Source organism: Streptomyces chattanoogensis, assembly GCF_001294335.1.
Taxonomy (GTDB): domain Bacteria; phylum Actinomycetota; class Actinomycetes; order Streptomycetales; family Streptomycetaceae; genus Streptomyces; species Streptomyces chattanoogensis.
The window spans coordinates 31,774-44,254 of the sequence record NZ_LGKG01000143.1 but is presented as its reverse complement, the minus strand read 5'-3'; the positions used below and the strand labels follow the sequence as shown (position 1 = coordinate 44,254).

The 12,481-nt window shown below is 69.7% G+C and carries 12 protein-coding genes; 4 read left to right on the top strand and 8 right to left on the bottom strand.

Features of this window, described 5'->3' with window-relative positions:
- Positions 1-101 precede the first annotated feature (101 nt).
- Positions 102-791 carry a DUF4232 domain-containing protein gene (locus ADL29_RS21855; protein ID WP_053925301.1) on the top strand — a complete coding sequence of 230 codons (690 nt, stop codon included), beginning with the start codon at positions 102-104 and terminating at the stop codon, positions 789-791.
- A gap of 85 nt (positions 792-876) precedes the next feature.
- Here ADL29_RS21855 and ADL29_RS21850 read toward each other — a convergent pair whose 3' ends face one another.
- The gene (locus ADL29_RS21850; RefSeq protein ID WP_053925300.1) at positions 877-2,682 is read right to left on the bottom strand and encodes an NHL domain-containing thioredoxin family protein; all 1,806 of its coding nucleotides are present in this window, start codon (positions 2,680-2,682) and stop codon (positions 877-879) included.
- A 64-nt stretch (positions 2,683-2,746) separates the two neighbouring features.
- Between ADL29_RS21850 and ADL29_RS21845 the strand changes: the two genes are divergently transcribed.
- Positions 2,747-3,241, top strand: coding sequence for an LURP-one-related/scramblase family protein (locus tag ADL29_RS21845; protein WP_053925299.1), 495 nt, complete (start codon positions 2,747-2,749; stop codon positions 3,239-3,241).
- Between the two features lie 17 nt (positions 3,242-3,258).
- On the opposite strand, the gene ADL29_RS21840 is transcribed toward ADL29_RS21845, so the two are convergent.
- Positions 3,259-4,047 (bottom strand): carbon-nitrogen family hydrolase, encoded by a 789-nt coding sequence (locus ADL29_RS21840; RefSeq protein ID WP_053925298.1) that lies wholly within the window; start codon positions 4,045-4,047, stop codon positions 3,259-3,261.
- 144 nt (positions 4,048-4,191) lie between these two features.
- On the opposite strand from ADL29_RS21840, the gene ADL29_RS21835 reads away from it, so the two are divergent.
- Entirely contained in the window at positions 4,192-5,016 is an 825-nt protein-coding gene (locus ADL29_RS21835) for a maleylpyruvate isomerase family mycothiol-dependent enzyme (protein ID WP_053925297.1), read from the top strand.
- Positions 5,017-5,184: 168 nt separating this feature from the next.
- On the opposite strand, the gene ADL29_RS21830 is transcribed toward ADL29_RS21835, so the two are convergent.
- The 3 genes from ADL29_RS21830 to ADL29_RS46070 all read right to left on the bottom strand — a co-directional run bounded on the left by ADL29_RS21830 (position 5,185) and on the right by ADL29_RS46070 (position 8,194).
- The gene (locus ADL29_RS21830; RefSeq protein WP_053925341.1) at positions 5,185-6,438 is read right to left on the bottom strand and encodes an MFS transporter; all 1,254 of its coding nucleotides are present in this window, start codon (positions 6,436-6,438) and stop codon (positions 5,185-5,187) included.
- A gap of 83 nt (positions 6,439-6,521) precedes the next feature.
- Positions 6,522-7,214 carry a GntR family transcriptional regulator gene (locus tag ADL29_RS21825; RefSeq protein WP_053925340.1) on the bottom strand — a complete coding sequence of 231 codons (693 nt, stop codon included), beginning with the start codon at positions 7,212-7,214 and terminating at the stop codon, positions 6,522-6,524.
- Between the two features lie 125 nt (positions 7,215-7,339).
- Positions 7,340-8,194 (bottom strand): GNAT family N-acetyltransferase, encoded by an 855-nt coding sequence (locus ADL29_RS46070; protein WP_053925296.1) that lies wholly within the window; start codon positions 8,192-8,194, stop codon positions 7,340-7,342.
- Between the two features lie 218 nt (positions 8,195-8,412).
- On the opposite strand from ADL29_RS46070, the gene ADL29_RS44180 reads away from it, so the two are divergent.
- Entirely contained in the window at positions 8,413-8,589 is a 177-nt protein-coding gene (locus tag ADL29_RS44180; protein ID WP_169795251.1) for a hypothetical protein, read from the top strand.
- Positions 8,590-8,680: 91 nt separating this feature from the next.
- Here the strand turns inward: ADL29_RS44180 and ADL29_RS21815 are convergent, their stop codons facing one another.
- Genes ADL29_RS21815 through pdhA form a run of 3 tightly spaced genes read right to left on the bottom strand, consistent with a single transcriptional unit; the run spans position 8,681 to position 12,351 of the window.
- Positions 8,681-10,129, bottom strand: a complete 1,449-nt coding sequence (locus ADL29_RS21815) for a dihydrolipoamide acetyltransferase family protein (protein ID WP_053925295.1) — start codon at positions 10,127-10,129, stop codon at positions 8,681-8,683.
- A gap of 24 nt (positions 10,130-10,153) precedes the next feature.
- Positions 10,154-11,137, bottom strand: coding sequence for an alpha-ketoacid dehydrogenase subunit beta (locus tag ADL29_RS21810; protein ID WP_053925294.1), 984 nt, complete (start codon positions 11,135-11,137; stop codon positions 10,154-10,156).
- 2 nt (positions 11,138-11,139) lie between these two features.
- Positions 11,140-12,351, bottom strand: coding sequence for a pyruvate dehydrogenase (acetyl-transferring) E1 component subunit alpha (pdhA, locus tag ADL29_RS21805; protein WP_053925293.1), 1,212 nt, complete (start codon positions 12,349-12,351; stop codon positions 11,140-11,142).
- Positions 12,352-12,481: the final 130 nt, after the last annotated feature.

Below are 12,481 nucleotides of genomic sequence, written 5' to 3'. Positions count from 1 at the left end.
CAGCAAACCCACCCTGGCGTATGCGGCGGCAATCGATATCGTGGCCGTGCCATGACACGCCCGCCTCGCTGATCGCAGCGACTCTCAGGGGGACTCACCCAATGACCGCACGCCGCTCACGCCGGCACCGCGCCGCGTTCGCCGCCCTGGCCCTCGGCCTGGCCGGTTCGCTCGCGCTGACCGGCTGCAACAGCCACTCCTCCAAGAAGTCGAAGAAGACCTCTTCCTCGTCCAAGAAGAGCAAGAAGCGCCGGATCATCAGCGGTGGGGCGGCCGCAGGTGCGGGTGCGGGGACCGCGGCACAGCAGCGGCGGAGCCTGTGCAGGCCCACACCGGGCTCGTTCAGGTTCGCTTCTCTGGCGGACCCGAGCCACGTGATCCTCAAGTACAAGAACAAGAGGAGCTCGTCCTGCTACCTCTTCAACGCCCCGCTGCTGTACCGCGGCGAGGATGGCACCAAGGACATGCCCTACAACCGCGACAAGCCGCTGGCGTTCTACGACGGCGAGCCGGGATTCATGCAGGACCACCGGATCCAGCTCGCGCCGGGCGCCTCCGCCTATGCGAGCATCCCGACCAAGACCGCGTCGGACAAGGGAAAGCCGCAGAACCTCATGTACTTCGGCGTGGCGCAGTACAACGGCAGCAAACTGCAGGGGACGGCCACGGCACTCCACTTCGGCCGGTACGACCAGCATCCGTCCATCGGCAAGACCGCCAAGGTCGGCGCCTGGTCGCGGAGCCTGGCAGGGGCCGAGGTGGACACCAAGACCGGCAATACCGACAAGTGACCGCGTCCCGCTGGTGATGTGCCCGTAGATGACTCTGGTCCGTGCTTGTTTCACGTGAAACAAGCACGGACCAGAGTCGTTTGTCCTAGGCGCCCGCATCCATCCCGGCCAGCACGAGCGGCAGCCGGAACGCCCCACCGTCGACCACCCGCACCGGCACGCCCCAGTCCTGCTGGTGCACATGGCAGGCGGGGTACTCGATCGCGGGGTCGTCGTCGCAGGACGCCGCCATTGCCGAGACATGCAGCACGCCCTCGGTCACGCCGTCCGCGAGCACCAGATCCCGGTGGAGGTCGGTGTCCGGGCCCGCGCCGTCGGCGAGCAGCTCCGGCGGGGTCGCGCTGACCAGCAGCCGCGTCGAGGGGCCATAGCGGGTGTCCAGCTTCTGGCCCGCCGGGGCCTGGAAGACCACGTCCAGCCGGAGCTTGCCGGGGGCCACCTCGGTGGCCGCGCGCTGGGTGCGGTGCGCCACCGACTCGACGCGTACCGCCTCCTCGGGCAGACGCAGCCGGGTCAGCCGATGCCGCGCCGACTCCACCACCACGATGTCGTCGTCGGCCAGCACCGCCGCCGAGGGCTCCCGCAGGTCCGTCGCCAGGGTCGTCACCTCGCCGCTCGCGGGGTGGAAGCGGCGCAGCGCGTGGTTGTAGGTGTCCGCGATGGCGACCGAGCCGTCGGGCAGTGCCGTGACGCCCAACGGGTGCTGGAGCAGCGCCTGATCGGCGGCGCCGTCGCGGTGCCCGAAGTCGAAGAGCCCGGTGCCGACGGCCGTACGGACCGAATAGCCGTCGCCGTCGCGCTCGACCCAACGCACGGCGCTCGTCTCCGAGTCGGCGAGCCACAGCCGGTCCCCCGCCGCCGCGAGCCCCGACGGCTGGGCGAACCACGCTTCCGCCGCCGGGCCGTCCACCAGCCCCTCGTTGGTGGTACCGGCCGCGACCTGGACCGTGCCGGTGACCGGGTCGTACGTCCACAGCTGGTGCACACCGGCCATCGCGATCCACAGCCGGTCCTGCCACCAGGCGATGTCCCACGGTGAGGAGAGATCCACCTCGCGGGCCGGTCCCGAGGTCGGCGACCCCTGCCACCACTGCTTGCCGGTGCCCGCCACCGTCTCCAACGCGCCGGTCACCGGGTCGAAGACCCGGATGGCGTGGTTGACGGTGTCCGCCACCGCAACCTTGCCGTCCGGTAGCAGCGCCAGTCCCTGCGGCTCGTTGAAGGAGTCCGCGCCCAGCCCGCGCTCGCCGGTCCCGATCCGGCGCAGCACCTGCTCGCCGTCCGCCGCCAGCTCCACCAGCTGGTGCCGGGTGGTATCGGAGACCAGGAAGGTGCCTCCCGGAAGCCGTACGGCCTTGCCGGGGAAGCGCAGATCGGTGGCGACCGGCTCCGGCGGTACGTACGGGCCGTCGCCGCGGCGCAGCGTCCCCTTCGCACCGTGCTCGGCCGTGAGCTCCTCCACCAGCTTCTCAAGGGCATGTGCATGGCCCTCGCCGGCGTGCTGGGCCACAACATAGCCCTCGGGGTCGATGACGACGAGGGTGGGCCAGGCCCGCACGGCGTACTGCTTCCAGGTGGCGAGCTCGGGGTCGTCGAGGACCGGGTGCTCGACGCCGTAACGCTCGACGGCGTCGACGACCGCCTGGTGTTCGGCCTCGTGGACGAACTTGGGGGAGTGCACGCCGATGATCACGACGGTGTCGCGGTGGCGCTCCTCCAGCTCGCGCAGCTCGTCCAGGACATGCAGACAGTTCACACAGCAAAACGTCCAGAAATCGAGGATGACAATGCGTCCTCGCAGGTCAGACAGGGTGAGTTCATTACCGCCGGTGTTGAGCCAGCCGCCCTTGCCGATCAGCTCGGGGGCCCGGACGCGCGCACGTGAAGCCATGTGGACATTCAACGTCACCCCGGTGCGTGCGTATTCCGTAGGGGCCCGGGGGAATGCCTCCGCCATGAGGTACCTCGTACGCGACCGGATCTTCGGCATCGGTGACGACTACTGGATCGAGGACGATCGCGGGCGGCATGCCTTCCTCGTCGACGGGAAGGCGCTGCGGCTGCGCGAAACCTTCGAGCTGAAGGATCCGCAGGGCCGCGTGCTGGTCACCCTCCGCAAGAAGATGCTGGCCCTGCGCGACACGATGACCCTCGAGCGGGACGACCGGCCGCTGGCCACCATCCGGCGCAAACGGCTCTCGCTGCTGCGCAACCACTACCGCGTGGAGCTGGCGGACGGCACCGGGCTGGACGTCAGCGGCAAGATCCTGGACCGGGAGTTCGCGGTCGAGTACGACGGCGAACTGCTGGCGGAGATCTCACGGCGCTGGCTGTCCGTACGGGACACCTACGGCGTCAGTGTCGTACGGGAGGACGCGGACCCGGCGCTGCTGATCGCCATCGCGGTGTGTGTGATCCGGCTGGCGGAGCGGGAAAGCGGGGAGGACTGAGGGGGCTCCGCGAGGCGTTACGGCCGGTCGAGGCCCAGCACGCGGTCGCGCAGGACGGGGAAGTCGGCGCGAGTCTTGGCGACCTTGGCCGGGTCGAGGTCTACGGTCAGCGTCTCTTCGCCCGGCCCAGCCTCGGCCAGCACCTCGCCCCAGGGATCGACGACGGCACTGTGACCGGCCTGTTCGACCCCGGCATGGGTGCCCGCGGTGCCACAGGCCAGGACGTAGCACTGGTTTTCCACGGCACGGGCACGGGCCAGCAGCGACCAGTGCGCGCGGCGGCGGGCAGGCCAGCCGGCAGGCACGATCAGCAGCTCCGCACCGGCCGCCGTCAACTGCCGGAAGAGTTCCGGGAAACGCAGGTCGTAGCAGGTGGCCAGGCCCGCGGTGGCCCCCGGCAGACCGACCATGACGGCCCGGTCTCCGGCGCCCAGCAGGACCGCTTCGCCCTGGTCGAAGCCGAAGCGGTGGATCTTGCGGTAGGTGGCGGCGAGGCGGCCGTCGGGGGAGAAGACCAGCGAGGTGTTGTAGAGGGTGCCATCGTCGGCCCGTTCGATGACGGACCCGGCGTGCAGCCAGACCCGGGCGTCCCGTGCGGCCGCAGCCATGGCGTCGTGCGTCGGTCCGGCCAGCGGTTCCGCCTCGGCGGCGAAGAGATCGGCGGCGAAGGCGCCCACCGGCCACAGCTCGGGAAGCACCACGAGATCGCTGTCGGCCTGACCGCGTATCAGCGAAGCCACCCGAGTACGCCGGGAATTGACGGATTCCGCCGGATCCACACCGATCTGCAGCAAGGAAGCGCGCACAGTACCACCGCCTAAGCTTTCGAACCGGGCCGCCGTCGAACATCCACCTACGATGGTCACCCGAAAGCACTGCCGGGGTGCCCGTGCGCAGCGTAACTTAACTGCACAGACAGCAGCCCGCGTACGAACCGTCCGAGGGGTCCCGTGACCGTCCATCCCAGCCTTCAGTCCTCCATCGATGCCTGGACGCACTCCATAGAAGCGATAGCCGAGCTGGTGACTCCGCTCGTCGAGGGCGAGTGGAACAGGGCGACGGACCTTCCAGGCTGGTCCGTGCGCGATGTCGTCTCGCATGTGATCGGCCTGGAGAGCGAGATGCTCGGCGATCCGCGGCCGATACACACGCTGCCCCGCGACCTCTACCACGTCCGCAGCGAGTCGGCCCGGCGTATGGAGGTGCAGGTCGACGTCCGCCGGCACCACACCGCGCCGGAGATGGTCAGCGAACTCGAATACACCGTCATCCGCCGCTCCCGGCAGCTGCGCAACGAAACCCGTCAGCCGGACGCCGTGGTACGCAGCCCGCTCGATGAGGACCGTCCGCTGGACTTTGTCCTGCAGCTGCGGGCCTTCGACGTCTGGGTGCATGAGCAGGACCTGCGCCGGGCGCTCGGCAAGCCCGGCAATCTCGACTCCCCCGGCGCCCATGTGACACGTGATCTGTTGCTGAAGACACTGCCCAACACGGTCGCCAAGAAGGCCCAGGCGCCCGCCGATTCCGCCGTGGTCTTCGACATCAGCGGCCCGCTGGAGTTCATGCGCACGGTGCGGATCGACGCCGAGGGCAACGGCACGATCAACGGCAGCGTCTCGCTCGGCCCGACGGTGACGCTCGCCATGGACTGGGACATCTTCCACCAGCTGGCCTGCGGCCGGATCCGTCCGGCGGCCGTCGCCGAGCAGATCAAGATCGACGGTGACCAGGAACTGGCCGCGGCGATCCTGGACAACTTCGCGGTCACGCCGTAGCCGAGGCCGGCTGCGAGGGACGCCCCGGAAGGGGACCGGCACTCCTGACGGGGCGTCTCCGCGAGGCGGTGGGGTGCCGGCGGCGGAGGCCGGGGGCAGCCCGCACTGTTTCACGTGAAACAGCACGTACGGCTGTTGCCACCGCACCCCGAGGCTTCGGCCCGGGTCTCACGCCGGGACGTGGACCGCCTCGACCCGGCTGACAACCAGCCGTTCGCGTTCGCGGCGGGCGGCGCGAACACGCAGGCGAAGAATCTGCGAGACGCCGAGCGCCTCCAGGACGAAGACCGAGGCGAAGGCGATGCGGTAGTTGTCGCCGGTCGCATCCAGCAGCACGCCGATGGCGAGCAGTGTTGTCATCGAGGCGGTGAAGCCGCCCATGTTGACGATGCCGGAGGCGGTGCCCTGGCGCTCGGGCGGATTGGCGGGCCGGGCGAAGTCGAAGCCGATCATCGAGGCGGGGCCGCAGGCCCCCATGACCGCGCAGAGCGCGACCAGCAGCCCCATGGGCGCGTGGTCGTCCGGCCAGGCCAGGGTGATCGCCCACAGCAGGGCGGTGGCCCCGACGGTGCCCAACGCGAGCGGCAGACGGGCCGCATGGTGGCGCGCGATGATCTGGCCGTAGATCAGGCCGACGGCCATGTTGGAGAGCACGATGAGGGTGAGCAGCTCACCTGCGGTGCCGCGGGAGAGCCCCTGCGCCTCGACGAGGAACGGCAGGCCCCACAGCAGCAGGAAGACCATCGCGGGGAACTGGGTGGTGAAGTGCACCCACATGCCCAGCCGGGTGCCGGGTTCGCGCCACGCGTCCGTGATCTGCCGGCGGACGAATGCCGCGCCGCTGTGCTCGGTGGGCGCGGGCGGTGGCTCGTAGCCCTTGGGGTGATCCCTGAGGAAGAGCAGCAGCAGGACCAGGACGACAACACCGCCCACTGCGCTGGAGGCGAAGGTCGGGGTCCAGCCGACGCTGTGCAGAAGGCGCGCGAGGACGAGGGTGGAGATCAGGTTGCCCGCCATCCCCACGAGTGCCGCGATCTGCGCGATCATCGGGCCGCGGCGGGCCGGGAACCACCGTGAGCCCAGCCGCAGCACGCTGATGAACGTCATCGCGTCACCGCAGCCGAGCAGCGCGCGCGAGCCGAGGGCCATGGCGTAGGAGTGGGACAGCGCGAAGCCGAACTGACCGAGGGTGTAGAGCACCACGCCGATGGTCAGCACCTTCTTGGCGCCGAGTTTGTCGACCAGCAGGCCGACGGGTATCTGCATGCCCGCGTACACCAGCAGCTGCAGGATCGAGAAGGTGGACAGCGCGGAGGCGTTGATGTGAAAGCGCTCGGCGGCGTCCAGGCCGGCCACGCCCAAGCTCGTACGGTAGGTGATCGCGACGAAATAGACCGCGACGCCGATGCCCCAGACCGCCATGGCCCGGCGGCCACCGGGCGGGTCCGCGGGCAGCAGGCGGGGGGCGCCGCTGCCTGTTCCGGAGCCGCCGGCACTTCCCCCGCTCATCGCACCTCTCCCTGCGCCAGGTTGCGGACCCAGCTGACGTGCCGGTGCACGGCGTCGGTCGCCGCTTCCGGGTCGCCGTCCCGTAGCGCCTGGAGGATCTCGGCGTGCTCGGCGATGTTCTTGGCGATCCGGTCCGGGTGCGCGTGCATGACGGCGACGCCCATGCGCAGCTGGCGGTCGCGCAGCTGCTCGTAGAGGCGGTCCAGGATCTGGTTGCCGGCGCTGCGCACGATCGCGGCGTGGAAGCAGCGGTCAGTGACGGAGACCGCTGCGAGATCACCGGATGCGGCCTGCTCCCGCATCTTCTCCAGCAGCTCTTCGAGCTCGCCGATCAGCGCCTCGCCCGCGGGTACGGCCTTGGCCGCCGCGTGCTTCTCGACCAGCAGCCGGGTCTCGACGACATCGGCGATCTCCTGCGCGGAGACCGGCAGGACCAGCGCGCCCTTCTTCGGATAGAGCTTGATCAGCCCCTCGACCTCCAGCCGCAGCAGCGCTTCCCGCACCGGCGTCCGCGACACCCCCACGGCCTCGGCCAGCTCACCCTCCGTGAGCAGCATGCCGCCCTCGTAGTGGCGCTGCAGAACGGCGTCCTTGATGTGCGTATAGACCCGCTCGGCCGCGGGGGGCTGCTTGGCGGGAGCGGGGGCGGCGTCTCTGGAGGGAGTGGCGGGCACGGACGGGGATGGCATGAGCACAGGATAGATACAACAAGTATGCGTCCGACACTTGATTCCGCGATGCGGACGAAGAGAAGAGTGTTTGCGCTGGTTACAGGCGTTATGGGACCCGACGGCTCGGTGATCGGCCCGGTGGCTCAGCCCGGCATCCGCCCCTGCGCGATCAAGCGGTCCACGACCTGGGAGTGGGCGGGCGCGCAACGCTCCCTCGCCTCCTGGCGGTCGAACCAGGCGTACTCGGCGATCTCCCTCCCCGGTACGGGGGAGATGTCCTGCGGGCCGCCGGTGAAGCACGTCATATGCAGCCGCCGGCCGTTCTTGCCGTGTGCGACGTCGTGGATGACAAACGCCTCCGACAGTTCCGCCGCGGGAACCGCCAGGCCGAGCTCTTCGGACAGCTCCCGCGACAGCGCCTGCCGGGCGGTCTCCCCCGGCTCGTACTTGCCGCCGGGCAGATAGAAGGTGTCATTGCCCCGGGTCCGTACGCTCAGCAGCCGCCCCTCACGCAGATGCAGCCAGGACACGGACCGCAGCGGGGCCTCCCGCTCCAGGACGATCAGCGGGTGGCCGGTCTCCTCGTCCGTCCGACGGGCCCGCTCCGTGAATCCCAGGTCCGCACAGAAGCGCCGGGCGCGGGCGTTCCCCTCGAAGACCTCGAGTGTCAGCCCACCCCGCAGCGCCGCGGCATGCTCCACCAATTTCCGCCCGATGCCGCCTCCTTGAAGCTCGGGCGCCACAAACAGCCCGCCGATCCGGACGCCGTCGCCTTTGTGGCCGTCCAGCAGGCCGAGCAGCCCCACGACCCGGCCCTCGCGCTCGGCAACCCAGTTCTCCGCCTGGGCGAGATACACCTCGCGCAGGACCCTCGCCCGCTCGCCCTCGCCCTCCCCCTCAACGAACGGATGCGCCTGCCGCGAGGCGCGGGACCAGAGGTCGGTCACCGTGTCCCGATCGGCCGTCCGGTACCGCCTGATGATCGTTTCGCTGCTCATTCCGCCGACCGTAAACAGCCCCGGCCAAAAGCGGCAAACTCTTTCCTGCACCCACACCCTGCGGTCGGACTCTGACGAAAGAGGGACCACAGGGGGACAGGGGGTCCGACTCAAGACTGATGTGAATCCGTACCTGACGCGTACGGGCGGGCCCGGATCCCGTGGGTGAATAGAGGCAGGGAGCCAGGGCGGCTCCGCCACCTCAAGGGGGAGTGACCATGCAGGCCAGGACGAACGCCGGACGCCGGACCAGGAACACCGTCGTGGTGGCACTGATCGTCGCCGCGGTCTGGGCCGGCGCCGCGGCGATCCGGGGCGCCGCACATGCGGATCCCGACGGCCCGACCGGGCCGGTGGCGCACTTCAGCCGGGCGGTGGAGCTCATCCGCGGCTGAAGCGGTCGGCGGCCATGTTTCACGTGAAACGCGGCAGGGGCGGTGTTTCACGTAAAACACCGCCCCTGCCGCTGAGTTCAGCCGATCCGGCTCAGCCCCAGGTGATCAGCCGCTTCGGGTACTCCAGGATTGCCGCGACATCCGCGAGCAGCTTGGAGCCCAGTTCACCGTCGATCAGACGGTGGTCGAAGGAAAGCGCCAGGGTGGTGACCTGGCGGGGCTTCACCTTGCCCTTGTGGACCCAGGGCTGAAGCTTGACCGCACCGAAGGCCAGGATCGCGGACTCCCCCGGGTTGAGGATCGGCGTACCGGTGTCGACGCCGAAGACGCCGACGTTGGTGATGGTGACCGTGCCGCCGGACATCGCCGCCGGAGAGGTCTTGCCCTCACGTGCGGTGGCGACCAGCTCGCCGAGCTCTGCGGCGAGCTGGGGAAGCGTCTTGACGCCCGCGTCCTTGATGTTCGGGACGATCAGGCCGCGCGGCGTGGCCGCCGCGATGCCGAGATTGACGTAGTCCTTGTAGACAATCTCCTGATTCGCCTCGTCCCAGGCCGCGTTGACCTCCGGGTGCCGCTTGATGGCGACCAGGAAGGCCTTGGCGACGAGCAGGAGCGGGTTCACGCGCAGCCCGGCCATGTCCGGGTCCTGCTTCAGCTCCTGGACGAGCTTCATCGTGCGGGTCACATCGACGGTGATGAACTCCGTGACGTGGGGTGCGGTGAAGGCCGAGTTCACCATGGCCTGGGCGGTCGCCTTGCGTACGCCCTTGACCGGGACCCGGCGCTCGCGGGCGGCGGTGTCGACCACGCCCGCCGCGGCGGGGCCCGCGACCTCGGGCTCCGGTGCGGCTGCCACGGACGGCGCCGGGGCGGCTGCCGCATGGACGTCCTCACGGGTGATGATCCCGTCCGGCCCGGTCGGGGCGATGGTCGCCAGGTCGATGCCGAGGTCCTTGGCGAGCTTGCGGACCGGCGGCTTGGCCAGCGGCCGGCCGGTGGTCACGGCGGGCGCCACCGGAGCGACCGGTGCCGGGGCCGCGGGACGCCCGTTCACCTCGGCCTGCAGCGTGGCGTTCGCCCGCTCCGGCTGGACCGGCACACCGGTGGAGGCGCCCGGCTGCGGCTTGCGGGCCCGGCGCTTGGTCGAGGACGGGGCGGCACCGTAGCCGACCAGCACCGCCTGCCGGCCCTGCGGCTCCGCGTCCTCCTCGGCGGGTGCGGCGGCCGTGTCCACGGCCGGGGCGGCGGAGCCGTCCGGGACGGGCCCGGCTCCGGGGTCGGTGTCCACGGCGATGATGGAGGTGCCGACATCGACGGTGACGCCCTCGTCGAAGTGCAGCGCGTGCACCACCCCGTCGTAGGGGATGGGCAGTTCCACGGCGGCCTTGGCGGTCTCGACCTCACAGATGACCTGGCCGTCGGTGACGGTATCGCCCGGCTGGACGTACCACTTGAGGATCTCGGCCTCAGTGAGCCCCTCGCCCACGTCGGGCATCTTGAACTCACGGATGCGCTGAGCGCCTGTGGTGCTTGCAGTCATGGTCACGAACTCTCCTCAAACCCCTCAGTACGCCAGCGCGCGGTCAACGGCGTCGAGCACCCGGTCCAGGCCCGGAAGGTACTCGTCCTCCAGCCGGGACGGCGGGTACGGGGCGTGGAAGCCGCCAACCCGCAGGACAGGTGCCTCGAGGTGGTAGAAGCAGCGCTCGGTGATCCGGGCGGCGATCTCCGCACCCGAGCCGAAGAAGACCGGTGCCTCGTGGACCACGACCAGCCGTCCGGTCTTCTCCACCGACGACTGCACGGTGTCGAAGTCGATGGGGGAGATCGAGCGCAGATCGACGACCTCGACCGACTTGCCCTCCTCGGCCGCGACCTTGGCGACGTCCAGACAGACCTTCACCATCGGGCCGTAGGCGGCGAGCGTGAGGTCCGTGCCGGCCTGGGTGACGCGGGCCTTGTGCAGCGGGTCGGGGATCGACTCGGTGTCCAGCCGCGACTTGTCGTGGTAGCGGCGCTTGGGCTCGAAGTAGATGACGGGGTCGTCGCCCGCGATGGCCTGCTGGAGCATCCAGTAGGCGTCGGAGGAGTTCGAAGGGGAGACGATCTTGAGGCCCGCGACATGCGCGAACAGCGCCTCGGGGGACTCGGAGTGGTGCTCGACGGCGCCGATGCCGCCCGCGTACGGGATGCGGATGACGACCGGCACCTTGACCTTGCCCAGCGCGCGGGCGTGCATCTTGGCGAGCTGGGTGACGATCTGGTCGTAGGCGGGGAAGACAAAGCCGTCGAACTGGATCTCGGCGACGGGGCGGTAGCCGCGCAGGGCCAGACCGATCGCGGTGCCGATGATGCCGGACTCGGCGAGCGGGGTGTCGATCACCCGGTCCTCGCCGAAGTCCTTCTGCAGTCCGTCGGTGACGCGGAAGACGCCGCCGAGCTTGCCGACGTCCTCACCCATGACGACGACCTTGGGGTCGGCCTCCATGGAGGCGCGCAGCGAGGCGTTGATCGCCTTGGCGATGGTGATCTTCTCGTGGACGGCCATGGTCAGTTCCCCTCCGCGATGGCTTCGGCATCGGCGAACGACGCCTGGTACGCGGCGAACTGCGCGCGCTCCTCATCGACGAGCGCATGCCCGTCGGCATAGACATTCTCGAAGATCGCCATGGAATCCGGATCCGGCATGGCGCGGACGGCGTCGCGGACCCGCTTGCCCAGGGCCTCGCTCTCCTGGTCGATGCCGGCGAGATACGCCTCGTCGACGAAGCCCTCGGACTCCAGATACGTCCGCAGCCGCAGGATCGGGTCCTTGGCCTCCCAGGCGAGCGTCTCCTCGTCGGCCCGGTACTTCGTCGGGTCGTCGGAGGTGGTGTGCGCGCCCATGCGGTAGGTGAACGCCTCGACCAGCATCGGTCCCTGGCCGGTACGCGCCCGCTCCAGCGCCGCCTTGGTCACCGCCAGACAGGCCAGTACGTCGTTGCCGTCCACCCGGACGCCCGGGAAGCCGTAGCCGCGGGCGCGCTGGTAGAGCGGGACGCGGGTCTGCCTCTCGGTGGGCTCGGAGATCGCCCACTGGTTGTTCTGGCAGAAGAACACGACCGGGGCGTTGTAGACCGCGGAGAAGGTGAAGGATTCGGCGACATCGCCCTGGCTGGAGGCTCCGTCACCGAAATACGCGATGACCGCGGAATCCGCGCCGTCCTTCTGCACCCCCATCGCATAACCGGTCGCGTGCAGCGTCTGCGAGCCGATGACGATGGTGTAGAGGTGGAAGTTATTGCTGTTGGGATCCCAGCCACCGTGGTTGACGCCACGGAACATACCCAGCAGGTTCGTCGGGTCGACGCCGCGGCACCAGGCCACGCCGTGCTCGCGGTAGGTCGGGAAGACGTAGTCGTCGTCGCGCAGCGCGCGGCCGGAGCCGATCTGTGCGGCCTCCTGGCCCAGCAGCGAGGCCCACAGGCCCAGTTCGCCCTGACGCTGGAGAGTGGTCGCCTCGGCGTCGAACCGCCGCGTGAGGACCATGTCACGGTAGAGCCCGCGCAGCTCTTCCGGGGACAGGTCGATTGCGTATTCCGGGTGCTCGACCCGCTTTCCTTCCGGAGTCAGCAGTTGTACGAGCTGGTCCTGCTCCGCCTGGTCCGGCCGGCTGCCGGCCTTTGCCTCGGTCGCCTTCTTCGTCGGCGATGCCTTTTTGGCGGCGGTGCGCTTGCTGCCGGCGCGGGTGCTTTTCCGCTGGGCAGTGCCTTCCACGGTCACGTGCTGCTCCTCCGTCTGTCCGGCCCCCGGGGTCCGCCGGTGGCCGTATTGCGGCTCACCCGGTATCCGATACGGCGCACGGGGTGTGTGCGAACGCGGCCGGATCCGGGTGGAACAAAGCGTCCCGGAC